Raw genomic sequence first — 25,115 nt, forward strand, 5'->3', positions numbered from 1 at the left:
ACCGCGCCCTCACCGGGCGCCGCCCCAGGCCTGGCCGTGGCCCGGGCCGGGTGCCGGGCGCCGCCCGGGCAGCGCGCCGCGGCGTGCCCGCGCCGGGGTCCCGGGGCGCGCGCCCGCCCGGGGCGAGCCGCCGGCCCCGGCCCCCGGGGCCCCGGCCGGGGAGGCGCCGGGCGCCGGCGCACCGGGCGCCGGGGCCCCGCCCTGTCCGCCCTGTCGGCCCGGCCCCGCACCCGCACCCGCACCGGCCTCCGTGCCCGCACCGGTGCCCTCGGGCTCGTCGGCGGTGACCGCCGTCGTCCAGCCGTACCGGTCCAGCGCCCGCGTCAGCGCCCGCACCATCCGCGGGTCGAACTGTCGCCCCGCGCACCGCTCCAGCTCCGCGACAGCGGTCGCCACGGGCCTGGCCCTCCGGTAGGAGCGGGTCGAGGTCATGGCGTCGAACGCGTCGGCCACGGCGACCACCCGGGCCGCCTCCGGGATCCGGTCGCCGCTCAGCCCGTACGGGTAGCCGCTGCCGTCCATCCGCTCGTGGTGGTGGAGGATCGCGGCGCGCGCCTCGCCCAGGAAGCCGATGCCGCGCACGATCTCGTGCCCGTACTCCGGGTGCAGCTCGATCACCCGCCGCTCCTGCGGGGTCAGCGGCCCGTCCTTGCGGAGCACCCGGGTCGGGACGCCGAGCTTGCCGACGTCATGGAGGATCCCGGCGAACCGGATCACGTCCAGCCGGTCCTCTTCCATGCCCAGCTCGCGGGCGATCAGTACGGAGGCCCGGCCGACCCGCTCGCTGTGCCCGCGGGTGTAGGCGTCCTTGATGTCCACCGCCTGGACCAGGGCCCGGATCGTCGCCTGGTGGGCGGCGCGCTCCCGGTGGTACTGGCCGTACATCCAGCAGGAGACGTACATCGGCAGCAGCACGAACAGGGCCGCCGACCATCCGTACGGACTGCGCCACAGCACGGCCATCATCAGCCCGGCGAGCCCGTGCACGGCGTGCGGGAGGAGCGACCGGGTGAGCAGACCGGGCCAGGCGTCGCGCACCGGCACCGGCTCCGCGGTGGCGAGGATGCCGCCGTCGAGGGCGGTGAGCACCAGGCAGAAGGCGAGCGCGCCGCAGCCGGCCGGCAGCAGGACGTACGGGAAGTCGGAGGCGGCCACCGCGGCGGGACCGCCGAGCAGCACCGCCGTGTACGCGGCGGCCCACGCGGCCAGGGCGAGCCGCGCGGCCCGCCAGATCCGGCGCGGCAGGGCGGGCCGCTCCTCGACCCCGGACAGCAGGGCGCCCGGGACGGCGGCCAGCGCTGCGGCGGCGGGCGGCAGCAGCAGGGTGGCGGCGAGCAGCACGGGGAGGAACGATCCGGCACCCATCGGGACGGCGCCGGCGCCGAGCGCCCTGCCGGTCAGGGGGCAGCGGACGGGCCACTCGCAGAAGGCGTAGAGCGCGGCGAGGAGCGTGAGCGCGCGCCACGGGGTCCCCGCACCGGGGAGGAGCGCCGGGAGCGCGCAGGCCGCGGCACAGACCACGGCTCCCGCGATGTACGCGCGTGCCGTCACCGGAATCCCCACCACGTCTCCCCACCGTCTCCCGCCGCCTCGCCGGCCTCTCGCCGGCTCCTCGGCTCTCGTCGACCAAGTGGAGCGTCAGGCTAGCGAGTTGGGGGTGGCGCGGCGGGGTGAAGAGGGCGATTAGCACCTTTGGGTGAAGACAGGCATGACGACGGAAAAACGGGGTCCGCCGTGAGGGCGGACCCCGTTCCCCGGGCTCGGCCGGCGCTCCGTGCGGCATCCCGCACGGGCGGAGGTCACTCCTGGGTGGCGGCGGTGATGTCGTGGTCCGGCACGGTCTCGCCCGACCGGATCAGCTCGATGCGGCCCATGACCTTGGCCCGCAGGTCGGCGGGGACGTCGTCATGTCCGCAGCACCGCTTGACCAGCTTCTTCACGGCCTGCTCCAGCCCGTACTTCTCCAGGCACGGGGAGCACTCCTCGAAGTGCACCTCGAACTTGGTGCAGTCGCTGTCGGGCATCTCGTGATCCAGGAACTCGTAGAGGTGGTCCAGCACCTCCGAGCAGTCCGTCTCGTGCGGCTCTCCGCAGCTCATGAGCCCGAGCCTTTCCCGTTGTTCGACGACTCTCCGGCCCCCGCCGGGACCAGTCCGCGTTCGCGGGCGTAGTCCTCGAGCATGCCGCGCAACTGGCGACGGCCACGGTGCAGTCGGGACATCACCGTACCGATGGGCGTACCCATGATGTCCGCGATCTCCTTGTACGCAAAGCCCTCGACATCGGCCAGGTAAACGGCGATGCGGAACTCCTCGGGGATCGCCTGGAGGGCTTCCTTCACGTCGGAGTCGGGCAGGTGGTCCAGCGCCTGGGACTCGGCGGACCGCAGACCGGTGGACATGTGCGACTCGGCACGGGCGAGCTGCCAGTCCTCGATCTCCTCGGCGGCGCTGCGCTGGGGTTCGCGCTGCTTCTTGCGGTACGAGTTGATGAAGGTGTTGGTGAGGATGCGGTACAGCCACGCCTTGAGGTTGGTGCCCTCGCGGAACTGGTGGAACGACCCGTACGCCTTCGCGTACGTCTCCTGCACCAGGTCCTCGGCGTCGGCGGGGTTGCGCGTCATGCGCAGGGCCGCCGAGTACATCTGGTCGAGGTACTCCAGCGCGTCCCGCTCGAAGCGCGCGTTGCGCTCGGCGGTCGTCTCCTCGTGGCCGTCGTCGGTCCCTGTGTCGGTCCCAGTGACCGGACCCACCTCCTCCAGCGCTGCGGCGGCGAGACCGAGTGCGGACCCGCTCGAATCGGAGAATAGTCGACCTTCCACGGACAGGTCCTTCCGATTCTTCCCGCCCGGGGTGCGGCCTGTCAGGCCGGGGGCGGTCCTGGCAGCCGGCAGCACGGTCCAGTCCAGCTCGCCGGCTGACTGCGACCGGCTCGGGCAGATGGTCGAACCCATGCGACGGACTCCCTCTCCTGGCTCTGTTCTCTCACCGACGCCCGTCACAACACCGGGCGCCCCGTCCCGCATTCCCGCCCCGGCGGCCGGGTTCACAGCAGGCCGGCGGCCCAGGTGCCGACCGCCCCGGTGATGACCTCCAGGGCGTCCGCCTGGGTGACGGGCGCCCGCTTCGGCACGGCGAACCCGTGGTCGCCGAAGGGCACCCCGACCAGCTCGTGGTCCCCGGCCGGGAACTCCTCCGGGCGGCCGAACGGGTCGTTGCCGCCCTGCACGACGAGCGTGGGCACGCCGGCGCCGAGCAGTTCGTCCGCCCGGGAGCGGTCCGGCCTGCCGGGCGGGTGCAGCGGGAAGGAGAGCGCCAGTACGGCCAGGGCGCCCAGCTCGCGGGCGGTGCGGCAGGCCACGCGGGCGCCGGCGCTGCGCCCGCCGGCCACCACGGGCGGGCCGGCGGCGCGGAGCGCCGGCCACAGGTCGCGCCAGGCCTCGTCCAGCCGCTTGGGCGCGGGGGCCAGCTTCTTCCCGGCGACCCGCCAGGGCTGCTCGACCAGCGCGACGGTCACTCCGGCGGGCGGCAGGCTCGCGGCCAGCGCCCGGAGATCGCGCGCCTCGATGCCGCCGCCGGCTCCGTGGCCGAGGGCCATCACGAGGCGGGCGGGTCGCCCTTCGGCCTCGTACCAGGTGATGCGGGCGTCCCCGGTGCCGGTGGGGACGGTCTCGGTGGTGGTCACCGGCCCATCCTGCCGTGCGCCGGGCTCAGAAGAGGGTTCCCTCCTCGGGGGCGGCGATTTCCTCCAGCAGCTCGGGGCCGTTGTTGCGGACGTTGCTGACGGCGGTGGCCACCGGATACGCCCGCATCAGTCCGGTGGGCGGCGGGGTCAGCAGGGAGCGCAGGTCCTCCGGGTCGGTGCGGGCCGGGTCCAGCCAGGCGTCCCACCGGTCGGGCGTCAGCATCAGCGGCATGCGCGGGTGGATGTCGGCCAGCGAGTGCGGACCCTCCTCGGGGGCCACCCCGAGCGGTTCCTTGTCGGCCTCGGTGGTGATCACCGAGCAGGTGGCCCACCAGGCCCGCGGGTGCTCGGGCGGCAGGGTGGGGTCGCGCCAGAACTCGTACAGCCCGGCCATGGCGAAGACCGAGCCGTCGGCGGGGGTGACGAAGTACGGCTGCTTGCGGGGGCGCTTCCTCCTGCCCTGCTCCTCGAGCTGCCGCTCGTCGGCGCCGGTCACCCACTCGTAATAGCCGTCGGCGGGCAGGATGCAGCGGCGCTGGGCGAAGGCCCGGCGGAAGGACGGCTTGTCCGGCACGGTCTCCGCGCGGGCGTTGATCATGCGGGCGGCGCCCTCCGGCGTCTTGGACCAGGACGGCACGAGACCCCACTTCAGGACGCGTAGCTGCCGAACCGGACGGCCCGGATCCGCGTCCTTGTCCTTGAGGGGGCGTTCGAGGACCGCGTACACCTCTTTGGTCGGGGCCACGTTCCAGTCGGGCTCCAGGGTCTCCTCCGGCTCCCACTTCTCCACCTGGAAGAGTCCGGTCAGGTCCTCGGGCCTACGACTCGCCGAATAACGTCCGCACATACTTGCCCACACTGCCACGAGCCACCGACACCATGAGGAGCCGTCCGAGAAAATGGCCAGCACCGGATTCCTCGGTACCCAGCCCGCCCCGGACCTGTGGCTCGTCGTCGTCACCGCGGTGGCCGCCCTCGCGGTGACCGTCCCGCACCGGGTGTGGCGGGTGTCGCGCAACGCCGTGACCATCGCGCACGAGGGCGGCCACGGGCTGGTCGCCCTGCTCACCGGGCGCCGTCTCGACGGCATCCGGCTCCACTCCGACACCAGTGGCCTCACCGTCAGCCGCGGGAAGCCCACCGGCATGGGGATGATCCTCACCGCGGCGGCCGGGTACACCGCGCCGTCCCTGCTGGGCCTGGGCGGCGCCTGGCTGCTCGCCGCGCACCGGGTCACGCTGCTGCTGTGGGTGGCCACCGCGCTGCTGCTCGCCATGCTGGTGATGATCCGCAACGCGTACGGGGCGCTCACCGTCCTGGTGACGGGTGCGGCGTTCGTCCTCGTGTCGTGGCTGGCGGAGCCGGACGTCCGGTCGGGGTTCGCGTACGCGGCCGTGTGGTTCCTGCTGTTGGGCGGGGTACGCCCGGTCTTCGAGCTCCAGGCCAAGCGGCGGCACGGCGGGGCGCCGGACTCGGACGCCGACCAGCTCTCGCGGCTCACCCACGTACCGGCGGCACTGTGGCTGTTCCTGTTCCACGCCGTCTCCCTCTGCTCCCTGATCGGCGGGGGGCGCTGGCTGCTCGGCCTGTGATCGGCCGTGACCATCTGCCCCGTCTAAAGTGAGGGGCATGACCGAAACCCCCGCACAGCTCGATCTCTGGCCGGCCCCGTACGCGAGTGGAGCCGTGGACGCGACCGTCACCGTGCCCGGGTCCAAGTCGGTCACCAACCGTGCCCTGGTGCTCGCCGCCCTCGCCTCCGAGCCGGGCTGGCTGCGGCACCCGCTGCGCTCGCGCGACACCCTGCTGATGGCCGAGGCGCTGCGCACGATGGGCGTCGGCATCGAGGAGGGCGTGGGCCCCGACGGCACGGGCGAGCGGTGGCGGGTCATCCCGGCGGGCCTGCACGGTCCCGCCGCGATCGACGTGGGCAACGCGGGAACGGTCATGCGCTTCCTCCCGCCGGTCGCGACCCTGGCCACCGGCCCGGTCCGGTTCGACGGCGACCCGCGCTCCTACGAGCGGCCGCTGCACGGCGTGATCGACGCCCTGCGCGCCCTCGGCGCCCGGATCGACGACGACGCCCGGGGCTCGCTGCCGATGACGGTGCACGGGGCGGGGGCCCTGGAGGGCGGCCCGGTCGAGATCGACGCCTCGTCGTCGTCCCAGTTCGTCAGCGCCCTGCTGCTGTCCGCGCCCCGCTTCAACCAGGGCGTGGAGGTGCGCCACACGGGCGCGAAGCTGCCGTCGATGCCGCACATCCGGATGACCGTCGACATGCTCCGCGCGGTGGGGGCCCAGGTCGACGAGCCGGAGACGGGCGGCGAGCCGAACGTGTGGCGGGTCTCCCCCTCGGCGCTCCTCGGCCGCGACCTGACGATCGAGCCGGACCTGTCCAACGCGCAGCCGTTCCTGGCCGCCGCGCTGGTCACCGGTGGGCGGGTCACCATCCCCGACTGGCCCGGGCGGACCACCCAACCCGGTGACGCGCTGCGGGAGATCTTCACCGAGATGGGTGGCTCCTGCGAGCTCACCGAGCAGGGCCTGACCTTCACCGGTACGGGCACGATCCACGGCATCGACGTGGACCTGGGCGAGGTCGGCGAGCTGACGCCCGGCATCGCGGCGGTCGCGGCCCTGGCCGATTCGCCGTCCACGCTGCGCGGGGTGGCCCATCTGCGCCTGCACGAGACGGACCGGCTGGCGGCGCTCACCAAGGAGATCAACGGGCTGGGCGGGGACGTCACCGAGACCGCCGACGGACTGCACATCCGCCCCCGCCCGCTGCACAAGGGCGTGTTCCACACCTACGACGACCACCGGATGGCGACCGCCGGGTCGGTCATCGGCCTCGCCGTCGAGGGCGTGGTGATCGAGAACGTCGGGACGACCGCCAAGACCCTGCCGGACTTCCCCCGGATGTGGACCGGAATGCTCGAGGCCTGACGACATGCGCCGCTACGGCAAGCACACCGACGAGGACGACATCCGGTCCCGCCCCAACCGCAAGGGCAACCGTCCCCGCACCAGCATCCGCCCCAAGCACGAGGGCGCGGCCGAGGGCATGGTCCTCACCGTGGACCGCGGCCGGCTGACCTGTCTGGTCGACGGCCGGGTCGTCATGGCGATGAAGGCCCGCGAGCTGGGCCGCAAGGCGGCGGTCGTCGGCGACCGGGTCTCCCTGGTGGGCGACCTCTCCGGCAAGAAGGACACCCTCGCGCGGATCGTGCGGATCGAGCCGCGCGCCTCGGTGCTGCGCCGCACCGCCGACGACGACGACCCGTACGAGCGGGTGGTCGTCGCCAACGCCGACCAGCTCGCCATCGTCACCGCCCTGGCGGACCCCGAGCCGCGCCCCCGGCTGATCGACCGGTGCCTGGTGGCGGCGTTCGACGGCGGCCTGGAGCCGCTGCTCGTGCTCACCAAGTCGGACCTGGCCCCGCCGTCGATGCTGCTGGACCTGTACGGCGCGCTCGACATCCCGTACGTGGTGACGAGCCAGGAGGAGCTGTACGACGGGCACACGGCCGCCGACCGGGTGCGGGAGTACCTGTCCGGCCGGACCACCGCGTTCGTGGGCCACTCGGGCGTCGGCAAGACGACCCTGGTGAACGCCCTCGTGCCGGAGGACCGGCGACGGCTGACGGGTGACGTCAACGCCGTCACGGGGCGGGGCCGGCACACCACCACCTCGGCGCTGGCGCTGCCGCTCGACCGGGCCGAGGGCTGGGTGATCGACACCCCGGGCGTGCGGTCGTTCGGGCTGCACCACGTCGACCCGTCCCGGGTGATCCTGGCCTTCCCGGACCTGGTGGCGGGCACCGGGCAGTGCCCGCGGGCGTGCGGCCACGACGAGCCGGACTGCGGGCTGGACGCCTGGGTGGCCGAGGGGCACGCCGATCCGGCGCGGCTGTACTCGCTGCGGCGGCTGCTGGCGACGCGCGAGCGCCGCGAGGGCGACTGAGACGGAACTTCCGGCACATGCCCCAGGGGGAGCGGCGGCCGGGACGGGGACGCCGCGACGCGTGGGCCGTGGGGCGGCGCGCGTGCACGGTGGGTGCCGGTCGGTAAGTGCATAATCGCACCGAGTGACAGAAGGCAGTCACCGACATCCCTCACTCACCGAGGTCACGGACGCGGGAGGCACGGACGATGGCGTGGCTGCTGGTGATTGTCGCCGGGTTTCTGGAGACGGGTTTCGCCGTCTGCCTCAAGCTGTCGCACGGCTTCACCCGGCTGTGGCCCACCGTGGCCTTCTCCTGTTTCGCCCTCGGCAGCTTCGGCCTGCTGACGCTGTCGCTGCGGAAGCTGGACGTGGGCCCGGCGTACGCGGTGTGGACGGGTATCGGCGCGGCGGGCACGGCGATCTACGGGATGATCTTCCTGGGCGAGCTGGTGTCCACCATGAAGATCATCTCGATCTCGCTGGTGATCGTCGGAGTCATCGGTCTCCAGCTCTCCGGTTCGTCGCACTGAGGGCGTGCCGGAGCAGCGCGCCGAGGTCCCCTTCCGGCATCCCGGAGCCCGCCGGGGCCGGCGCGACCAGGTACGACAGGGCCAGCCGCGCCGCCAGTTCGCACGCCTCCCCGCCCGGGTCGTCGCCCTCGCGCCGCAGGGCGGCGCGGGAGCGGTCCCGTACGGCCGCCAGCAGCTCGCCGGGGTCCGGGGCACCGGCGTCGGCGCGGCGCTGCGCCGCGGAGCCGGCGAGCACCCGGGAGCGGGCGGGGGCGGGCCGGGGCGCGGGCAGCCGGTCGTCCCAGCAGCCGGTGAGCAGCGCCCGCAGCAGCGGCCGGGCGGCCGCCTCGCCGACGGTCCACTCGGCGACCGGGACGAGCCGGTCGACGGCCGGGGCGGCCGGGCCGGCGGGGTGGTCCGTGGCCCGCAGGGCGCGCTCGACCCCGTACAGATAGGCGTCGGCCTCCCGCCGCAGCAGAGCGCGGGCGAGCCCTTCCTTGCTGCCGAACTCGTTGTAGAGGGTCTGCCGGGAGACTCCCGCCGCCGCTGCCACGTCGACCATGCGGACCGCGGTCCAGGGCAGTTCCCCGAGCGCCGCCAGGGCGGCGTCCAGCAGTGCCTCGCGCGTGGTGGGCATCGTCGCCTCCCGGGCCGGTCCCTCGGCTCTGCGCTCAGCGTTGACGGACGACCACGCACTGTCAAGAGGCCCTGCCGGGGCGGCCGGTGCCCCGGGATAGAGTCGGGCCATGGCCGATTACCACGATGACCTGCGTCTCGCCCACGTCCTCGCGGACGCCGCCGACGCCGCCACGATGGACCGGTTCCGGGCGCTGGACCTCAAGGTCGAGACGAAGCCGGACATGACGCCGGTGAGCGAGGCGGACAAGGCGGCCGAGGAGCTGCTGCGGGGCCAGCTCCAGCGGGCGCGGCCGCGGGACGCGATCCTGGGCGAGGAGTACGGCGTCGAGGGCACCGGTCCGCGCCGCTGGGTCATCGACCCGATCGACGGCACCAAGAACTACGTGCGCGGGGTGCCCGTGTGGGCGACGCTGATCGCGCTCATGGAGGCGGGCCCGGGCGGGTTCCAGCCGGTCGTGGGCGTGGTGTCGGCACCGGCGCTGGGCCGCCGCTGGTGGGCGGCGAAGGGGCTGGGCGCGTACACGGGGCGGAGCCTGACGTCGGCGACCCGGATCCAGGTGTCGAAGGTGGCCGAGCTGTCCGACGCCTCTTTCGCGTACTCCTCGCTGAGCGGCTGGGAGGAGCAGGGGCGGCTGGAAGGGTTCCTGGACCTCACGCGCGCGTGCTGGCGGACGCGGGGGTACGGCGACTTCTGGCCGTACATGATGGTGGCGGAGGGGTCGGTGGACATCTGCGCGGAGCCGGAGCTGTCCCTGTGGGACATGGCGGCCCCCGCGATCGTGGTCCAGGAGGCGGGCGGTTCGTACACCGGGCTGGACGGGAAGCCGGGCCCGCACAGCGGCAACGCGGCGGCGTCCAACGGCCTGCTCCACGAGGAACTGCTGGGCTACCTGAACCCCGCCTCCTGAGCGGGCGGGGCCCGGCAGGCCGGGGCCGCCCGGCGAGGCCGGTCCGGCACGGTGCGTAGTGGCGTGCGTGCGCCACGTGGCGCACACCCCTTGTTGACGCGCGCAATCACTGCCACTCTAGGAGTCCCCCCGCTTGTGAACTTGTGAATCCCTTCTCGTACGGTCGCGTGCGGTCTCGCGCGGGCCCGTGCGGGGATTCCTCAAGGAGGTGGCTCCGTCCATGTTCGTCCGTGACGCCATGAGCACCGTGGTCCTCACCATCGGCCCCGCACACACCCTCCGTCAGGCAGCAGCACTGATGGCCGCGCGCCGCGTCGGCGCGGCCGTGGTCCTGGACCACGACACCAGCGGCCTCGGCATCCTCACCGAACGCGACATCCTCGTGGCCGTCGGATCCGGCCAGAACCCCGACCTGGAGACGGCCGGCGCGCACACCACCACCGACGTCGTCTTCGCGGCACCCGGCTGGACCCTGGAGGAGGCCGCCCGGGCCATGGCCCACGGCGGTTTCCGGCACCTGATCGTGCTGGAGGACGGCGGACCGGTCGGCATCGTCTCGGTCCGCGACATCATCCGTTGCTGGGCCCCGGTGCGGCTGCGGCCGGCCACCCTGACGGCCGGGTAGCGGACGCGCGAGAGGGCCGGCCCCCGGACACGTCCGGGAGCCGGCCCTCCGCTCACGACAAGCGATCCAGTGCTGTCAGCCGCGCAGGGCCTGGACCGCGGCCTCCAGCCGCTTGCCGTAGTCCGCGTCCGCCTGGCGGAAGTTGTTGATCGCCCGCTCGGCGATGTCGTCGCGCGAGACCTTGGCGATGAAGCCCGCCAGGTTGGCGATCAGGCGGTCCTTCTCCTCCTCCGTCATCAGGCGGTAGAGGTTCCCCGCCTGGACGAAGTCGTTGTCCTCGGAGTGGACCGGAGCCTCGTGGTCGCCGGTCACCCCGGTGACGGACACCGGCTGCCACAGCGGGCGACCGGTCTGGGCCGGACCGCCGAAGCTGTTGGGCTCGTAGTTCTTGGCCCCCGCGTGGCGGCCGTCGTAGAGCAAGCCGTCCCGGCTGTTCGTGCGCGCCTCGGTGGCGTGCGGACGGTTCACCGGCAGGTGGTCGGCGTTGATCCCGACGCGGTAGCGATGGGCGTCGCCGTACGCGAACAGCCGCCCCTGGAGCATCTTGTCGGGCGAGGGGCCGATGCCGGGCACGAAGTGCGCCGGGGAGAAGATCGACTGCTCGACCTCGGCGAAGACGTTCTGCGGGTTGCGGTTGAGCTCCAGCTTGCCGATCTCGACGACCGGGTAGTCCGCGTGCGGCCACACCTTGGTGAGGTCGAACGGGTTGAAGCGGTACGTGGCGGCCTCGGCGGCGGGCATGATCTGCACGCCGACGGTCCAGGACGGGTAGTCACCGCGCTCGATGGACTCGCGCAGGTCGCGCTGGTGGGAGTCGGGGTCCTCACCGGCGAGCTTGTTGGCCTCGTCCTGCGTGAGGCACTTGATGCCCTGGTCGGTCTTGAAGTGGTACTTGACCCAGAAGACCTCGCCGGCCTCGTTGTTCCACTGGTACGTGTGGGAACCGAAGCCGTCCATGTGACGGTAGCTGGCCGGTATGCCGCGGTCGCCGAACAGCCAGGTCACCTGGTGCGTCGACTCCGGCGACAGGCCCCAGAAGTCCCAGACGTTGTCCGCCTCCTGGGAGCCGGTGTACGGGTCGCGCTTCTGGGTGTGGATGAAGTCGGGGAACTTGATGGCGTCCTTGATGAAGAACACCGGGGTGTTGTTGCCGACGAGGTCGTAGTTGCCCTCTTCGGTGTAGAACTTCAGCGCGAAGCCGCGCGGGTCGCGGACCGCGTCGGCCGCGCCGAGGTTGCCCGCCACGGTCGAGAAGCGGAGAAACGTTTCCGTCTGCTTGCCGACCTCGGACAGGAATGCCGCCCGGGTGTACTGCGTGACGTCCGCGGTCACCGTGAAGGTGCCGTACGCACCGGCGCCGCGCGCGTGGACCACGCGCTCCGGGATGCGCTCGCGGTTGAAGTGCGCGAGCTTCTCCAGCAGCAGCTGGTCCTGGACCAGAACGGGACCACCGACGCCCGCGGTCTCGCTGTTCTGGTTGTCGGCGACCGGCGCTCCGGCCTCCGTGGTGAGCGGTCCCTGCGTCACGTGCGCCTCCTGCGTGAATCCTGCGGTGTCCTGCAAGTCCTGTCCCTTGGCTAATGCCGTCCCCGATCCTACAATGGACATTGTCTAAGTCAAGCCCGCTTCCAAAGCCACACCGATTCGGGACTTGGGTCCCCTGCTGTTAGGCTGGTTTTCATGAGTGACCTGTTGGAACGACTGCGCGGACGCGGCTGGCGCATGACCGCCCAGCGACGTGTCGTGGCCGAGGTCCTCGACGGGGACCACGTCCACCTGACCGCCGACGAGGTGCACGCGCGCGCGGTGGAGCGGCTGCCCGAGATCTCCCGCGCCACGGTGTACAACACGCTGGGTGAGCTGGTGACGCTGGGTGAGGTCCTGGAGGTCTCCACCGACCGTCGCGCCAAGCGGTACGACCCGAACGCCCACCGGCCGCATCACCACCTGGTGTGCGCGCAGTGCGGCGCCATCCGCGACGTGCACCCCACGGGCAACCCGCTGGAGGACCTGCCGGCGACGGAGCGCTTCGGCTTCACGATCTCGGACGTCGAGGTCACCTACCGGGGTGTCTGCCCGAACTGCGCCTCCGCCTGACATCCCGTTCCGTACGACAAGGCCCCCGGACGCCATCGCGCCGGGGGCTTCGTCATGACCGGGCCGGCGCACGGATGTGCCGATGCGCCGCCTCGTGTGCCGATGCCGCCGCCCGCCCGGGAACGCCGAAGGCCCGGATCCTGAGGATCCGGGCCTTCGGTTTCAGTAGCGGGGACAGGATTTGAACCTGCGACCTCTGGGTTATGAGCCCAGCGAGCTACCGAGCTGCTCCACCCCGCGTCGATGAACACAACCTTACGGGACCGCGTGGACCAGCGCAAATCCATAAGCCCGCCTTACCGAAGAGGCCCCCTGGCAGGGCCGCCCGCCTCTCCAGGGGCCCCGCCGGCGCCGGGGGCACCGCCCGGGGGCGGTCAGGCCGTGAGTTCCTGGTGCAGGGCCTCGCTGAGCCGGGCGGCGCGCTCGGCGACCTCCGCCGGGCCCAGCTCGACGGCGCGCGCGCACCAGCGGCGGCCCTCGGTGAGCTCGCCCCGGCGGGCGGCGAGCAGTGCCAGGCGCAGGGCGGCCCGGCCGTGGCCCGCCCGGGCGGCCCGGGACCACCAGAGCGAGGCCTCCCGCTCGTTGCCGTCGCGGGCCAGCAGCAGGCCCAGGTTGAAGGCGCCGTTGCGGCTGCCCGCCTCGGCGGCCTCGCGGTACCAGCGCGCCGCCTCGGCGCTGTCCCCGCGGGCGGCGGCCAGCATGCCGACCCGCACCTGGGCGCGGCGGTGACCCTGCTCGGCCGCGCGCTCGTACCACTCCTCGCACTCGCTCTTGGGCGCCTGGGGCTCGCCCAGCGCGGGCGGCCCGGCCGGCGCCTGGCGGGCGTCGAGCACGGTGGCGAGGCGGAACGCGGCCTCGGCGCTGCCCCCGCCGGCGGCGCACCGCAGGTGGCGCTCGGCCTCCTGCTCGTCGCCGTCCCGGAGGCGGGCGATGCCGACCTGGAGGGCGGCCTCGGTGTGGCCGGCCGCGGCGGCCCGCTCGTACCAGCTCAGCGCCGTCGCGTCGTCGTCCCGGCCCGCGTGGAGGATGCCCAGGTTGAACGCGGCGTCGACGCTCCCCGCCTCGGCGGCCTTGGAGAACCACGGTTCCGCGCCGTTCGGGTCGCCGCTCTGGAGGAGCAGGATGGCCAGGGCGTTGGCGGCCTCGCGGTGCCCCGCGTAGGCGGCGCGGCGGTACCACTGCTCGGCCTGGGCGACCCGGTTCTGGGCGGCGAACAGCAGCCCGAGGTTGTACGCGCCGTTCACGTCGCCCGCGTCGGTGGCCGCGCGGTACCAGCGCTCGGCCGTCTGGTGCTCGCCGCGGGCAGCGTGCAGGGCGCCCAGCGCGTTGGCGGCGTTGCCGTCGCCGTCCTGGGCGGCGCGCAGCCACCAGACGGCGGCGCTCTCCTCGTCGCCCGCGTCACGGAGCAGGAATCCGAGCGCGCAGGCGGCGCGGGACTCGCCGTCCTTGGCGGACGTCAGGTACCAGCGGCCGGCCTCCTTGAGCTCGCCGCGCCGTTCGAGGATCGCCCCGAGGTGCAGGGCGGCCCGGCGGTGACCGCGGGCGGCTGCCTGGCGGTACCACTGTTCGGCGGTCTCGGTGCCCGTGGCCGTGCCGGTGGCGGGGTCGTCGGCGGGGCGCGCCTGGGCCCTGCGCTCCAGGGACCTGGCCAGGCGGTACGCGGCCTCGCGGTGGCCCTGCTCGGCGGCGGCGCGCAGCCACCGCTCGGCGCCCACGTCGCTGCGGTGCTCCAGCAGGTCGGCGAGGGCGTACGCGCCGAGGGCGTGGCCCTGCTCGGCGGACTGGCGCAGCCAGTACTCGGCCGCCGGCTCGTCGCCGCGCTCGCGGTAGTGGCGGCCCAGGGCGTGGGCGGCGGCGGCGGACCCGGCCACGGCGGCGATGCGCCACCAGCCGGCGGCCTCGTCGGCGTACCCGCGCTGATGGAGGAGGACACCGAGGTTGTTGGCGGCGGCGCGGTCGCCCTCGGCGGTGGCGCCGCGCAGGTAGGGCTCGGCGCTGTCGAGGTCGCCGCGGCGCAGCAGCAGGGCTCCGAGGACGCTCATGGCGGCGGTGTCGCCGTTCTCGGCGGCGCGGCGGTGGCGCTCCTCGATCTCCACGGGGTCGCCGGACTCGGCGCTGTCCATGGCGGTGGTCTCCATGGCGGCGTCGCTCATCACATCCGCGGCGCTATCGGTGTACCGCTGCACAAACCGCCCTGTTTCCAACAGAGTTGCCCTGTCCCCCATAATTCCCATCGTCGCACCACCTGCTACCCGCGTACACCTGGTATACCGCAGCCAGTGAGGTCACTTCAGCGTTTTGTCGACATGCCCACAGGGAGACAAGTCAAACACGTCTCACCTCAACTGCCCCCCTCAGGGCCGTTCTTCACATGAGCCCCGGGACGTCCCCGCGACCGGATCCCACCCACCCGGACTCTCCTGCCCGGGGGAGGACGACGGACACGACAAAGGCCCGGATCCTGTGAAAGGATCCGGGCCCCTGTCTTCAGTAGCGGGGACAGGATTTGAACCTGCGACCTCTGGGTTATGAGCCCAGCGAGCTACCGAGCTGCTCCACCCCGCGTCGTTGTGTCACTACCGTATCACGACCCGGAGGGCCCCCCGCCCGCCCCTGGGGACGGGCGGGGGCGCCGGTGGTTCAGCCGCCCGTGGCGGGCTTGGCCGCCCCGGCCGTACCGGCGCCGGCCGCGGGCTTGGCCGCCCCGGCCGCGGGCTTGCCGTCGGCGTTCTTGCCGGCGTCGGCCTTGCGCTGGGCGTCGGCGTCCGCGACCCGCTGCAACGCGGCGGCCAGCTCGTCCTGCGCCTTGCCGTACGCGGTCCAGTCGCCCTTCTTCAGAGCCGCCTCACTGTCCGCGAACGCCTTCTGGGCGTCCGCGATCGCCTGGGCCAGCGCGGCGTCACCGGTGACCGGGGGCTTGGTCGGGTCGCTCGGCGGCGGCGTGGTCGGCGTCTCGCCCTCCACCCCGAAGACCGCGTTCAGCGCCTTGGCGAGGTTGTCCTCGAACACCGTGGTGTCCTTGGTGGTGTCGCCCTCCGGCTGGTCCGCGTCCACGTACGACACGGCCACCTTCCGCATCAGCGGGTAGAGAGCGTTGCGGCCCTGCGCGTAGATCGGCTCGACGTACAGGAAGCCGCCGTCCAGCGGCACCGTCAGCAGGTTGCCGTACTGGATGTCGGAGTCGGCACCCTTGAGGTCACGCACGAACTGGGCCACGGAGGGGAGGCTGTTGAGCTTGTTCTGCACCTGTGCCGGGCCGGGCACGTCCTGCGTGACCCTGAGCAGCCTTATCCGGCCGTAGTCCTTGCTGTTGGCGTCGGCGTCGACCGCCATGAAGCCGCCCAGGTTGGGCCGGCCGTTCGGCGTGAACGTCGTCGTCAGCGCGAACTCCTGCTTCGTGTCCCCGGGCATCTTCATGCTCAGGTAGTACGGCGGGACCGCGTTGCCGTCCTTGTTCGTCGGGTCGTCCGGCACCTGCCAGGCGTCACTGCCGCTGTAGAACTGCGCGGCGTCCTGGACGTGGTAGCGGGTCAGCAGCTCGCGCTGGACCTTGAACATGTCCTGCGGGTAGCGCAGGTGCTCCCGGAGGTCCGCCTTGATGGCGCTCTTGGGCTCGACCGTGCCGGGGAACGCCTTCATCCAGGTCTTGAGGACCGGGTCCTTGGTGTCCCACTGGTACAGCTTCACCGTGCCGTCGTACGCGTCGACGGTGGCCTTCACGGAGTTGCGGATGTAGTTGACCTGGTTCTGCTGGGCCACGACCGCGCGCGTCTGGTTGCCGGCGGTGAGGGAGTCCGTGGTGGTGTCCCCCAGCGTCGTACGGGACGCGTACGGGTAGCCGTTCGTGGTCGTGTAGGCGTCGACGATCCACTGGATGCGGCCGTCGATGACCGCCGGGTACGCGTCACCGTCGATGGTCAGCCAGGGGGCGACCGCCTCGACACGCTGCTTGGGCGTGCGGTTGTACAGGATCCGCGACCCGTCGCCGATGGCACCCGAGTAGAGGATCTGGGGCTCGCTGAAGGCCACGGCGTAAGCGGCCCGGTTGAACGCGTTGCCGAGGTTGACCCCGCTCTTGCCCTGGTAGCTGGTGGTCTTCTCGCCGTTCTCCTCGTAGTCGAGCTCCTTCTGCGGGCCGCCGACGATCGAGTACTGCTCGGTCTTCTCGCCGTAGTAGATCCGCTGCTCGTACTTCGGGGTCTGGCCGCTGGTGGGCAGGCCGGACTCGGTGAAGACCGGGGAGCCGTTGGCGTCGGTCGCCGTACCCGTGGCCATGATCGCGCCGTAGCCGTGGGTGTAGGTGAAGTGGTCGTTGATCCAGTTCCGCTTCGGGATGCCCCTGATGTTGAGCTCCCGCAGACCGATGACCGTGTCCTTGCCCTGGTACCGGTCGACGTCCAGCGTGGTCGGGAACTGGTAGTACTTCCGCCGCTGCTCGAGCTGCTGGAAGGTCGGCGACACGATGTTGGGGTCGACCAGGCGGTAGCTGGCGGCGGAGTCGGCGTCCGCCCGGAGCTTGTCCTTGGCCTTGACCGTGGACTTGCCGGAGTAGTTCTCCGGCTTGGTCTGGTCGATGTCGTACGCCTTGCGCGTCGCGTCGATGTTCTTCTCGATGTACGGCGCTTCCTTGGCCTGCTCGTTCGGCTGAACCTGGAACTTCTGCACGATCGCCGGGTAGAGGCCGCCGATCAGGATGGCCGACAGGACCATGAGGCCGAAGCCGATGACCGGGAGCTGCCAGGTGCGGCGCCAGAGCGTCGCGAAGAACAGCACGGCGCAGATGACGGCGATGCAGAAGAGGATGGTCTTCGCGGGCAGGTAGGCGTTGGCGTCCACGTACCGGAGGCCGGTCCAGTTGCCGGTCGCCTTGAAGTCGCTGGACTTCACCGCCAGGCCGTACCGGTCGAGCCAGTAGGCGACCGCCTTCAGCGAGACGAAGACGCCGAGCAGCACCGAGAGGTGCCCGGTCGCCGCCGCGGTGGCGCGGGCGCCGGGGCTGGTGATGCGCAGGCCGCCGTACAGGTAGTGGGTCAGCGCGGCGGCGATCAGCGACAGCACGGTCGCGGCGAAGCCGAAGCCCAGCAGGAACCGGTACCAGGGCAGGTCGAACGCGAAGAACGACACGTCCAGGCCGAACTGCGGGTCCTTCTGCCCGAAGGACACGCCGTTGACCCACATCAGCCAGGTGCGCCACTGACCGGAGGCGGAGGCACCGGCGATCAGCCCGATCAGGGCCGTCAGCGCCAGGAGCACCCACTTCTTGTACGGGGCGAGCCCCATCCGGTACCGGTCCAGGCTCTGCTGCTCCAGCGACATCGCGCTCAGCGGCGGGCGCAGCCGGTGCGCGAGCCAGATGTTCAGTCCCACCGCCACGGCCATCAGCAGGCCGAAGACGGCGAACAGGCCGATCTTGGTCCAGAGGGTGGTGGTGAAGACGGACGAATAATTGACCGACCTGTACCACAGCCAGTCCGTCCAGAACCCGGCGAACATGACGAAGAGCATGGCCAGGACGGCCAGCACACCCAGTGTCATGAGCAGGGTACGGGCCCGCCGGGACGGCCGGCCGACTCTGATCCGTGGCCCGGTCGGGCCTCCGCCGCGGTCCGGCATCTGGAAAGCCAACGTGCGCCCCTCGAGTTCGCGGTCGTGTGGTGTAGCAGGCCCAGCGATCGTAGAGCCCACTGATGCAACTTACTGAGGCTTTACCTAGTTCCCGCCTCGGGGTCGAAAGGAGGCAGGATATTGACCATGTCCAACGTTTCCCCCTCAGGCCCCCCGATGGCCGCCAGCCCGCTGACCCGCGCGGTGCTCGAGATCGACGAGTACGCGTCCGGCCTCGGCTGGGACCAGCCGGCCCGGCTCTTCGCCCTCGTCGACACCGCCCGGCTGCGCTCCCAGGAGCCCGGCCTGGCCGCCCAGCTCGGCCTCGGCGCCGATGAGACGGCCGCCCCGCTCACCCCGATCGAGCAGGACGAGATCCCGGCCGGCCGGCCGCTCGACGAGTTCCTCGGCACCATCGCCTGGCCCGACGCCGTGGCGGGCTGCGCGATGACGGTGGAGCGGCTGATGCTCCCGCCGTCCGCCGAGGCCTCCGTCCCGGACGGCCTCGACGAGGCGGGGCTGGCCAAGTGGGTCGCCGCCCACCCGGACCGCCAGGAGGTCCGGATGACCGTGGCGGTCCTCCGCGACGGTGCCCGCGAGTCGGCCCTCCGGCTGCGGGAGAAGGACTCCCCCACCGAGGTCCTCACCGGCGCCGACCTGGTCCCGGGCCTCGCGGAGGCGCTGGCCGCCACGTTCGAGTCCTGAGGCGGCGGCCCCCGGAGCCGGTCGGCGGGGGCCCGGCCGGCTCGGGGGGGGCGGCCCGCCCGCGGCGGTGCGGCATGGGGGCGGCCGCGCGGCGCGGCGGTGCCGTGCGGCCCGCGCGCCGGCCGTTCAGCTCTTGGAGCAGCCGGGCAGGCCGGTGGTGGTGCCCTTGCGGAGCTTCTCCAGGGACGTCATCGCGTCCTTGATCGTGTCGACCTTGACCAGGGTGAGTCCGTCCGGGATGTCGGACGCCGCCGCGGCGCAGTTGTCGGCGGGCGTCAGGAAGTACCTGGCGCCCGCGTTCCGCGCCCCGACGAGCTTCATCTCGATACCGCCGATCGGACCGACCTTGCCCGTGTCGTCGATCGTGCCGGTGCCCGCGACGAACTTGCCGCCGGTGAGGTCCCCGGGGGTCAGCTTGTCGACGATGCCGAGGGAGAACATCAGGCCCGCGCTCGGGCCGCCCACGTCGGCGAGCTTGATGTCGACGGCGAACGGGAAGGTGTGGTCGGTCCCGGCCTGGATGCCGACGATCGCCCGGTCGCCCTCGTCGGAGGTCTTGGTGGTGATGGTGACCCGCTCGGTCGTGGCGGGCTCCCGGCCCGCCTTCTCGGCGGCCGCCGCGTCCTTCGCCGGGACGATGGTGAAGACGACGGGTTCCTTCGGCCGGTGCTTGGTGACGAGCTTCGCCACGTCCTCCGGCGCCTTGACGGCCGTGCCGTCCACGGCCTTGATCACGTCACCCGCGTGCAGCGTGCCCTCGGCGGGGCTGTCCTTCTGGACGGAGGAGACGATCACGCGGGAAGCGACCGGGATGCCGAGCTGTCCGAGGGCGGCGACCTTGGCGCTCTCCTGGGACTGGCTGAACTCCTCGGCGTTCTCCTGGGTCGACTGCTCCTCGGTCTTGCCGTTGGGATAGAGCGTGTCGTGCGGCACCACGACGCTGTCGTGGGCCAGCCATCCGTAGACGGCCTCCACGAGGTTCATCCGGTAGTCCGCACCGGTGACCCTGACGGTGGTCATGTTGAGGTGACCGGTCGTGGGGTAGGTCTTGTGGCCGGAGATCTGGAGCACCGGCTCGCCGTCCGCCTCGCCGAGGGTGTTCACCGTCGGTCCCGGGCTCATCTCCGAGTAGGGCACCGGAAAGAACACTCCCGCGCAGAGCAGCGCGATGAGGACGAGGGTGGAGGCGAGCATCGTCGCGGTGCGGCGTGGCATGGAACGACAGTACGGGACGCGCGTGTCCGTGCACCCCCGGGGCCGGTCCGTACGGGGCGGCCGTGGGGGTCAGGCCGTACCGCTGCCGGTGTGGGACTTCTCCATCACCTCGCGGAAGCGCGCGTAGCCGGCCAGCTCGGCCACATCACCGGTGGTGCGGTCGCGGGAGGCCCAGCTTCCCCATATCGCAGCACCGATGGCGGCGAAGAGCGGAATCAGCAACCAGGCGAGAACTGCCATCGCGACCTCCCGTCCCCATGTTCACAACGCACTGACCGATCAGCAGATTAACCATCCGTCTGTTCAACGCTCGTGCCGGGGGTCGGGTTACGCAAATCGGACGCCTGCCCACCGTCCGGAACCGGACGGCCGTGGATTCCCGGGGCTCAGCAGGCGCCGACCCACTCCTCGGTGCCGTCGGAGAAGCGCTGGTGCTTCCAGATCGGCACCTCGTGCTTCAGGTCGTCGATCAGCTTCCGGCACGCCTCGAAGGCCTCCGCCCGGTGCGGGCACGACACGGCCACGACGACGGCCAGGTCGCCGACCGTCAGGTCGCCGACCCGGTGGACCGCCGCGAGGGCCCGCACCGGATAGTCCGCGACGACCTTCTCCGCCACCCTGCGCAGCTCGGCCTCGGCGGTGGGATGGCCGGAATACCCCAGGGCGTCCACGTCGGCGCCGCCGTCGTGATCGCGCACGGTGCCCACGAAGAGGGCGGTCCCGCCGGCCGCGTCGTCGCCGACGGCCCGGAAGACCTCGTCGAGGGAGAGCGGGGTGTCACGGATCGCCAGCAGCCGGATCGGGTCCGCCGCCGCGCGCTCGCCGGGGTGGTCGTACATGGGTGCCATACAGCCATCGTGCCGCACCGCACGGACATCACGGAATAGCGTTTTCCCCCGGCCCGGCCCCGCGCCCCTTGGAGCCTCCTACAGACACCCGCCCCGGCCCGGCCCCGGGCCCCCGGTGCACCCGGGGGCCCGGCCGCCCCGCCGGGACGGCCGCGCGGGGACTACAGGCCGCGGCGCTTGCGGGCGCGGCGGACCAGGGCGGCCGTGCCGAGCAGGGCGACCGTCGCGCCGGCGGCTCCCGCCGCGGTGGCGTCCTTGCGGCCGAGGCGTCGGCCGGCGACCGTGTGGCGGCCCTCGACCTCCTCCAGGAGCGCGGCGAGGACCTCCTCGTTGGTCCACCGCGGCCGCCAGCCCGCGTCGTGCAGCCGCCCGACGCTGACCACCCACGGGTGCATCGTGTAGGCCAGGTCACCGGCCGGCGAGGGGGTGAGCCCGATCCGGTGGAGCCGGGCGGCCGCGCCCAGGGCGACGGCGGAGGGCAGCTCCATGCGGCGGATGCCGCTCAGCTCCTCGACCTCCTCCTGCTCCAGCCAGCCGTCGCAGCCGACGGCGAACTCGCCCTCGACCTTCTCCAGCGCCGCGTACTCCAGGGCGCTGACCAGGTCCTCGACGTGGCAGAACTGCCAGGCCGGACGTGATCCGGCGACCACCAGCAGCCGGGGCGACTCGAAGTACCGGGTCAGGGCCGTGTCCGTGCCGCCCACCAGGACGGCGGGCCGGACGACGGTGACGTTCAGACCCGGGTGGGCGCGGGGCGCCCGGCGGGCCAGGCGCTCGATCTCCAGCAGGTCGCCCACACCGGTGGCCTCGGCGGTGGCCCGGAGCTCGGCGTCCTCGGAGAGCGGGATGTCGTTGTCGGGCAGCGCCCCGTACACCATGGCGGAGGTGCACAGCACCACCCGGTGCACGCCCGCGGCGGCCGCGGCGGTCAGCACCGTCTGCGTGCCGCGCACGTTGTACGCCGTACGGGCGGCCGCGTCGGTCTCCAGGTCGAGGTCGAGCGCCAGGTGCACCACGACGTCGGCGCCGCGCAGCTTCTCGGCGATCGCCGGGTCGCGCACGTCCAGGACGTGCCACTGGGCCTCGGAGACCTCGCCCCGGCGTTCGTCGATGGCGACGACCTGCTTGACCTCCTCGGACGCCGCGAGGCGCCGGGTGAGCAGGTCGCCGACGCCGGACGCGGCACCGGTGACCGCGACGACGGGGCCGCGGCCGGCGGACGGGATTCGGTTGTTTCGCCTCTGGCGAACTTCATCGTCGTGTGCTTCGGGAACCTGCGGATCTGGGGAACTCACCGGGCGTCTCCAGCGGTTGTCTTCAGTACGTACGTGTATGACGCGTACGTACCAGGTGGCGTCCATCCTGCCGCAGGCCATGAGCCGGTGGAGCACCGAGCCCACATCCGGCTCGGATGTCTACGCTGGTGGTGTTGTCGGGCAGCCGCCGTCGGCAGGAAGCCGGCGGCCCTACGAGCCGAGGAACCCCGTGAGTGACACCCCATTCGGATTCGGCCTTCCGCCGGAGGAGCCGGAGGACGGCGACGAAGGCAAGAAGAAGGGACCTGCCGAAGGTGGCAAGGGTGCCGGTGGCGACCCCTTCGGGATCGGCGGCATGCCGGGCGGCGGGGACAACCCGTTCGCCGCGATGTTCGGCTCCCTGAACCCCACGGACCTGGGGGCGGCCTTCCAGCAGCTCGGGCAGATGCTCAGCTATGAGGGCGGTCCCGTCAACTGGGACATGGCCAAGCAGATCGCCCGCCAGACGGTCTCGCAGGGCACGCCCGACGGCACCAAGGACGCGAGCGTCGGCCCGGGCGAGCGGTCGGCCGTCGAGGAGGCCGTGCGCCTGGCGGACCTGTGGCTGGACGGGGTGACGTCCCTGCCGTCGGGGGCGAACACCGCCGTGGCGTGGAGCCGCGCGGAGTGGGTCGAGGCGACGCTCCCCGCCTGGCAGCAGCTCGTGGACCCGGTCGCGGAGCAGGTCGGCGCGGCCATGGGGAACGTGCTGCCGGAGGAGATGCAGGCCATGGCGGGCCCGCTGATCGGCATGATGCGCTCCATGGGCGGTGCCATGTTCGGCCAGCAGATCGGTCAGGCCGTGGGCGTCCTGGCCGGTGAGGTGGTCGGCTCGACCGATGTGGGGCTGCCCCTGGGGCCGGCCGGCAAGGCCGCGCTGCTGCCGCTGAACGTGGCGGCGTTCGGCAAGGACCTGAGCGTCCCGCAGGACGAGGTGCGGCTGTACCTGGCCCTGCGCGAGGCCGCCCACCAGCGGCTCTTCGCGCACGTGCCGTGGCTGCGCTCGCACCTGTTCGGCGCGGTCGAGGGGTACGCGCGCGGGATCAAGGTCGACACCAGCAAGCTGGAGGACGCGGTCGGCGGGCTCGACCCGTCCAACCCGGAGCAGTTGCAGGAGGCACTCCAGCAGGGCATGTTCCAGCCGGAGGACACGCCGGAGCAGAAGGCCGCGCTGGCGCGTCTGGAGACGGCGCTCGCGCTGGTCGAGGGCTGGGTGGACGCCGTGGTGCACGAGGCCGCCAGGACCCGGCTGACGTCGGCGGACGCGCTGCGCGAGACGCTGCGCCGGCGCCGCGCCTCGGGCGGCCCCGCCGAGCAGACCTTCGCCACGCTGATCGGTCTGGAGCTGCGGCCGCGCCGGCTGCGGGACGCCTCGCGGCTGTGGGCGTCGCTCACGGACGCGCGCGGTGTCGACGGCCGGGACGGTCTGTGGGAGCACCCGGACATGCTGCCGACGGCCTCCGACCTGGACGACCCCGACGGCTTCGTCCACCGCGAGCACCTGGACTTCTCGGAGCTCGACAAGATGCTCGGCGAGGCCGCCGGCAACCAGGACCGGCCCGAGGGCGACGACAAGGGCGACAGCACGGACGACGGCAAGGACGACACGGACAAGTGAGCCTGCACGACGACGCCGTCCTCGTACTGAAGGCGTACGAAGGGCGGGAGGACCAGGCCGAGCTGCGGCAGGTCTACCTGGACCACCTGGCCGCCCACCCGGACGGGATGTGGAAGGCGTGCGGTGCCGGGCACCTGACGGCGAGCGCGCTGGTGGTCGACCCGGAGCGCGGCCGGGTCCTGCTGACCCTGCACAGGAAGCTGGGCATGTGGCTCCAGATGGGCGGGCACTGCGAGCCCGGTGACGGGACGGTCGCCGGGGCGGCGCTGCGGGAGGCCACGGAGGAGTCCGGGATCGCCGGGCTGACGCTGCTGCCCGGCGGGCCGGCCCGGCTGGACCGGCACCCGATCCCGGCGCCCTGCCACTGGCACCTCGACGTCCAGTACGTGGCGGTGGCCCCGGCGGACGCGGTGGAGGCGATCAGCGACGAGTCGCTGGACCTGCGCTGGTTCCCCTACGACGAGGTGGCGGCCGTGGCCGACACGTCGGTCGTGCGGCTGGTCGAGGCGGCCCGGGCGTCACTCTAGGCGGGTCTCCGGGCGCGGGTTCCGGGCGCGGGTTCCGGGCGCGGGTCTCCGGGCGCCGGTTCCGGGCGCGGGTTCCGGGCGCGCGTGAGGGGGCGGTCGCCGTGGCGGCCGCCCCCTCGTGGACGTCAGTTCCAGGCGTTGTTCTGGTTCTGGGCGTGGGCGCCGTGCTGGCCGACGCCGAACTGCGCGCCGAGGCCCTGCCCGATCTGGGCGTTCTGCGGCGGCATGACCTCGCTGGGCTGGACCAGCGCGAAGCCCTGGCCCAGGAAGCTCAGCTCCCAGCCCTCCCCGGTGCTGCCGCGCCGGCGGCGCACGTTGGACGAGTGGGTCTGCGCCTGCATCTGGACCCGCAGCGACGTCGACCAGGCGACGATCGCGTCGGCGTCGACGCTGACGTACTTGTCCGGCGTGACCTGCATCATCAGCGGCTGGCCGGAGGTCATCAGGGCCACCTTGCCCCGGCCGGAGATGTTCAGCTGGTACTTGCCGGAGCCGGAGATGCCGTACTGGCTGTCGACGGCGATCACTTCGGTGTGCAGCGTGGAGTCCAGCGCCAGGACGTAGGCGCTGTCCACGGTCAGGCCCTCTTGGTCGACGTCCACGACGTGGACGTACTGCGCCAGGTTGGCGAAGTAGACGGTGCCCTGCCCCGAGCAGCGCATGAGGTCCAGGCCCTCGCCGGTGTTGGCGCGGGCGCGGCGCTGGTTGTTGTTCTGGTACTCGCCGTCGAAGTCGATCAGGCCCTGGTACGCGACCATGGCGCCCTTGCGGGCGAGGACGTCGTCGTGCCCCGTGAGGGCGACCCGCAGGAGCTGCGGGTTCTGCACGACGTACCGGTCCTGGCTCTGCTGTTCGGCGTGGCTGAAAAGCGGGCTCTGCATGATGTGTTCTCGCT

24 protein-coding genes and 2 tRNA genes are annotated in these 25,115 nt (G+C 72.6%); 10 read left to right on the top strand and 16 right to left on the bottom strand.

Annotated features, from left to right (window positions below):
• Positions 1-9 precede the first annotated feature (9 nt).
• From ACF068_RS01705 to ACF068_RS01725, 5 genes are all read right to left on the bottom strand, one after another.
• Positions 10-1,566: an HD-GYP domain-containing protein gene (locus tag ACF068_RS01705; RefSeq protein ID WP_392272145.1), complete on the bottom strand. Its 1,557-nt coding sequence runs from the start codon at positions 1,564-1,566 to the stop codon at positions 10-12.
• A gap of 233 nt (positions 1,567-1,799) precedes the next feature.
• Complete coding sequence (gene rsrA / locus ACF068_RS01710; RefSeq protein ID WP_392272146.1) at positions 1,800-2,099, bottom strand: mycothiol system anti-sigma-R factor; 300 nt, start codon at positions 2,097-2,099, stop codon at positions 1,800-1,802.
• On the bottom strand, positions 2,096-2,752 hold the full coding sequence (locus ACF068_RS01715) for a sigma-70 family RNA polymerase sigma factor (protein WP_198944053.1): 657 nt from the start codon (positions 2,750-2,752) through the stop codon (positions 2,096-2,098). Before ACF068_RS01715 ends, rsrA begins: the two co-directional genes overlap by 4 nt.
• Before the next feature lie 293 nt (positions 2,753-3,045).
• Complete coding sequence (locus ACF068_RS01720) at positions 3,046-3,684, bottom strand: alpha/beta family hydrolase (protein ID WP_392272147.1); 639 nt, start codon at positions 3,682-3,684, stop codon at positions 3,046-3,048.
• A 25-nt stretch (positions 3,685-3,709) separates the two neighbouring features.
• Positions 3,710-4,531: an SOS response-associated peptidase gene (locus ACF068_RS01725; RefSeq protein WP_392272148.1), complete on the bottom strand. Its 822-nt coding sequence runs from the start codon at positions 4,529-4,531 to the stop codon at positions 3,710-3,712.
• Positions 4,532-4,583: 52 nt separating this feature from the next.
• Between ACF068_RS01725 and ACF068_RS01730 the strand changes: the two genes are divergently transcribed.
• From ACF068_RS01730 to ACF068_RS01745, 4 genes are all read left to right on the top strand, one after another.
• Positions 4,584-5,276 (top strand): M50 family metallopeptidase, encoded by a 693-nt coding sequence (locus ACF068_RS01730; RefSeq protein ID WP_392272149.1) that lies wholly within the window; start codon positions 4,584-4,586, stop codon positions 5,274-5,276.
• Between the two features lie 37 nt (positions 5,277-5,313).
• Positions 5,314-6,630: a 3-phosphoshikimate 1-carboxyvinyltransferase gene (gene aroA / locus ACF068_RS01735; protein ID WP_392272150.1), complete on the top strand. Its 1,317-nt coding sequence runs from the start codon at positions 5,314-5,316 to the stop codon at positions 6,628-6,630.
• Between the two features lie 4 nt (positions 6,631-6,634).
• A complete protein-coding gene (rsgA, locus tag ACF068_RS01740; protein ID WP_392272151.1) occupies positions 6,635-7,648 on the top strand; it encodes a ribosome small subunit-dependent GTPase A in 1,014 nt (337 codons plus the stop codon).
• 188 nt (positions 7,649-7,836) lie between these two features.
• Positions 7,837-8,160 (top strand): DMT family transporter, encoded by a 324-nt coding sequence (locus tag ACF068_RS01745; RefSeq protein ID WP_392272152.1) that lies wholly within the window; start codon positions 7,837-7,839, stop codon positions 8,158-8,160.
• Here ACF068_RS01745 and ACF068_RS01750 read toward each other — a convergent pair.
• The gene (locus tag ACF068_RS01750) at positions 8,126-8,776 is read right to left on the bottom strand and encodes a TetR/AcrR family transcriptional regulator (RefSeq protein ID WP_392272153.1); all 651 of its coding nucleotides are present in this window, start codon (positions 8,774-8,776) and stop codon (positions 8,126-8,128) included. The two genes, ACF068_RS01745 and ACF068_RS01750, sit on opposite strands and share 35 nt — an antisense overlap.
• Positions 8,777-8,885: 109 nt before the next feature.
• Here ACF068_RS01750 and hisN point away from each other — a divergent pair, with 109 nt between their 5' ends.
• Together hisN and ACF068_RS01760 are read left to right on the top strand one after the other, a co-directional pair.
• Positions 8,886-9,686 (top strand): histidinol-phosphatase, encoded by an 801-nt coding sequence (hisN, locus tag ACF068_RS01755; protein WP_392272154.1) that lies wholly within the window; start codon positions 8,886-8,888, stop codon positions 9,684-9,686.
• A 220-nt stretch (positions 9,687-9,906) separates the two neighbouring features.
• On the top strand, positions 9,907-10,311 hold the full coding sequence (locus tag ACF068_RS01760; RefSeq protein WP_392272155.1) for a cyclic nucleotide-binding/CBS domain-containing protein: 405 nt from the start codon (positions 9,907-9,909) through the stop codon (positions 10,309-10,311).
• A gap of 75 nt (positions 10,312-10,386) precedes the next feature.
• Here the strand turns inward: ACF068_RS01760 and ACF068_RS01765 are convergent, their stop codons facing one another.
• Positions 10,387-11,838 carry a catalase gene (locus ACF068_RS01765; protein ID WP_392272156.1) on the bottom strand — a complete coding sequence of 484 codons (1,452 nt, stop codon included), beginning with the start codon at positions 11,836-11,838 and terminating at the stop codon, positions 10,387-10,389.
• A 153-nt stretch (positions 11,839-11,991) separates the two neighbouring features.
• On the opposite strand from ACF068_RS01765, the gene ACF068_RS01770 reads away from it, so the two are divergent.
• Positions 11,992-12,408: a Fur family transcriptional regulator gene (locus ACF068_RS01770; RefSeq protein ID WP_392272157.1), complete on the top strand. Its 417-nt coding sequence runs from the start codon at positions 11,992-11,994 to the stop codon at positions 12,406-12,408.
• A 166-nt stretch (positions 12,409-12,574) separates the two neighbouring features.
• Here ACF068_RS01770 and ACF068_RS01775 read toward each other — a convergent pair.
• The 4 genes from ACF068_RS01775 to ACF068_RS01790 all read right to left on the bottom strand — a co-directional run bounded on the left by ACF068_RS01775 (position 12,575) and on the right by ACF068_RS01790 (position 18,021).
• Positions 12,575-12,648: transfer RNA gene (locus ACF068_RS01775), tRNA-Met, on the bottom strand.
• A gap of 134 nt (positions 12,649-12,782) precedes the next feature.
• Complete coding sequence (locus ACF068_RS01780) at positions 12,783-14,642, bottom strand: tetratricopeptide repeat protein (protein WP_392272158.1); 1,860 nt, start codon at positions 14,640-14,642, stop codon at positions 12,783-12,785.
• Between the two features lie 257 nt (positions 14,643-14,899).
• Positions 14,900-14,973, bottom strand: a tRNA-Met gene (locus ACF068_RS01785).
• A 75-nt stretch (positions 14,974-15,048) separates the two neighbouring features.
• Positions 15,049-18,021: a UPF0182 family protein gene (locus ACF068_RS01790; RefSeq protein ID WP_392272674.1), complete on the bottom strand. Its 2,973-nt coding sequence runs from the start codon at positions 18,019-18,021 to the stop codon at positions 15,049-15,051.
• 138 nt (positions 18,022-18,159) lie between these two features.
• On the opposite strand from ACF068_RS01790, the gene ACF068_RS01795 reads away from it, so the two are divergent.
• Positions 18,160-18,717 (top strand): PPA1309 family protein, encoded by a 558-nt coding sequence (locus tag ACF068_RS01795; RefSeq protein ID WP_392272159.1) that lies wholly within the window; start codon positions 18,160-18,162, stop codon positions 18,715-18,717.
• A gap of 126 nt (positions 18,718-18,843) precedes the next feature.
• On the opposite strand, the gene ACF068_RS01800 is transcribed toward ACF068_RS01795, so the two are convergent.
• The 4 genes from ACF068_RS01800 to ACF068_RS01815 all read right to left on the bottom strand — a co-directional run bounded on the left by ACF068_RS01800 (position 18,844) and on the right by ACF068_RS01815 (position 22,075).
• Entirely contained in the window at positions 18,844-19,932 is a 1,089-nt protein-coding gene (locus ACF068_RS01800; protein ID WP_392272160.1) for a PDZ domain-containing protein, read from the bottom strand.
• A gap of 69 nt (positions 19,933-20,001) precedes the next feature.
• A complete protein-coding gene (locus ACF068_RS01805) occupies positions 20,002-20,172 on the bottom strand; it encodes a hypothetical protein (protein WP_392272161.1) in 171 nt (56 codons plus the stop codon).
• A gap of 146 nt (positions 20,173-20,318) precedes the next feature.
• On the bottom strand, positions 20,319-20,780 hold the full coding sequence (locus ACF068_RS01810) for a molybdenum cofactor biosynthesis protein MoaE (RefSeq protein WP_392272162.1): 462 nt from the start codon (positions 20,778-20,780) through the stop codon (positions 20,319-20,321).
• Between the two features lie 161 nt (positions 20,781-20,941).
• Positions 20,942-22,075, bottom strand: a complete 1,134-nt coding sequence (locus ACF068_RS01815; protein WP_392272163.1) for an SDR family oxidoreductase — start codon at positions 22,073-22,075, stop codon at positions 20,942-20,944.
• Positions 22,076-22,265: 190 nt separating this feature from the next.
• Here ACF068_RS01815 and ACF068_RS01820 point away from each other — a divergent pair, with 190 nt between their 5' ends.
• Both ACF068_RS01820 and ACF068_RS01825 read left to right on the top strand, forming a co-directional pair.
• On the top strand, positions 22,266-23,693 hold the full coding sequence (locus ACF068_RS01820; RefSeq protein ID WP_392272164.1) for a zinc-dependent metalloprotease: 1,428 nt from the start codon (positions 22,266-22,268) through the stop codon (positions 23,691-23,693).
• Positions 23,690-24,220 carry an NUDIX hydrolase gene (locus ACF068_RS01825; protein WP_392272165.1) on the top strand — a complete coding sequence of 177 codons (531 nt, stop codon included), beginning with the start codon at positions 23,690-23,692 and terminating at the stop codon, positions 24,218-24,220. The genes ACF068_RS01820 and ACF068_RS01825 overlap by 4 nt, the downstream gene beginning before the upstream one ends.
• A gap of 125 nt (positions 24,221-24,345) precedes the next feature.
• On the opposite strand, the gene ACF068_RS01830 is transcribed toward ACF068_RS01825, so the two are convergent.
• Entirely contained in the window at positions 24,346-25,101 is a 756-nt protein-coding gene (locus tag ACF068_RS01830; protein ID WP_392272166.1) for an AIM24 family protein, read from the bottom strand.
• Positions 25,102-25,115 lie beyond the last annotated feature (14 nt).

The organism is Streptomyces sp. NPDC016309 (genome assembly GCF_043077235.1).
Classification (GTDB): Bacteria; Actinomycetota; Actinomycetes; order Streptomycetales; family Streptomycetaceae; genus Streptomyces.

Bases quoted from the DNA above. Each gene is read 5' to 3' on its own strand.
- rsrA (WP_392272146.1), bottom strand. From the start codon at position 2,099: ATGAGCTGCGGAGAGCCGCACGAGACGGACTGCTCGGAGGTGCTGGAC.
- ACF068_RS01725 (WP_392272148.1), bottom strand. From the start codon at position 4,531: ATGTGCGGACGTTATTCGGCGAGTCGTAGGCCCGAGGACCTGACCGGA.
- ACF068_RS01730 (WP_392272149.1), top strand. From the start codon at position 4,584: ATGGCCAGCACCGGATTCCTCGGTACCCAGCCCGCCCCGGACCTGTGG.
- aroA (WP_392272150.1), top strand. From the start codon at position 5,314: ATGACCGAAACCCCCGCACAGCTCGATCTCTGGCCGGCCCCGTACGCG.
- rsgA (WP_392272151.1), top strand. From the start codon at position 6,635: ATGCGCCGCTACGGCAAGCACACCGACGAGGACGACATCCGGTCCCGC.
- ACF068_RS01745 (WP_392272152.1), top strand. From the start codon at position 7,837: ATGGCGTGGCTGCTGGTGATTGTCGCCGGGTTTCTGGAGACGGGTTTC.
- ACF068_RS01750 (WP_392272153.1), bottom strand. From the start codon at position 8,776: ATGCCCACCACGCGCGAGGCACTGCTGGACGCCGCCCTGGCGGCGCTC.
- hisN (WP_392272154.1), top strand. From the start codon at position 8,886: ATGGCCGATTACCACGATGACCTGCGTCTCGCCCACGTCCTCGCGGAC.
- ACF068_RS01760 (WP_392272155.1), top strand. From the start codon at position 9,907: ATGTTCGTCCGTGACGCCATGAGCACCGTGGTCCTCACCATCGGCCCC.
- ACF068_RS01770 (WP_392272157.1), top strand. From the start codon at position 11,992: ATGAGTGACCTGTTGGAACGACTGCGCGGACGCGGCTGGCGCATGACC.
- ACF068_RS01780 (WP_392272158.1), bottom strand. From the start codon at position 14,642: ATGGGAATTATGGGGGACAGGGCAACTCTGTTGGAAACAGGGCGGTTT.
- ACF068_RS01790 (WP_392272674.1), bottom strand. From the start codon at position 18,021: ATGCCGGACCGCGGCGGAGGCCCGACCGGGCCACGGATCAGAGTCGGC.
- ACF068_RS01795 (WP_392272159.1), top strand. From the start codon at position 18,160: ATGTCCAACGTTTCCCCCTCAGGCCCCCCGATGGCCGCCAGCCCGCTG.
- ACF068_RS01800 (WP_392272160.1), bottom strand. From the start codon at position 19,932: ATGCCACGCCGCACCGCGACGATGCTCGCCTCCACCCTCGTCCTCATC.
- ACF068_RS01805 (WP_392272161.1), bottom strand. From the start codon at position 20,172: ATGGCAGTTCTCGCCTGGTTGCTGATTCCGCTCTTCGCCGCCATCGGT.
- ACF068_RS01810 (WP_392272162.1), bottom strand. From the start codon at position 20,780: ATGGCACCCATGTACGACCACCCCGGCGAGCGCGCGGCGGCGGACCCG.
- ACF068_RS01830 (WP_392272166.1), bottom strand. From the start codon at position 25,101: ATGCAGAGCCCGCTTTTCAGCCACGCCGAACAGCAGAGCCAGGACCGG.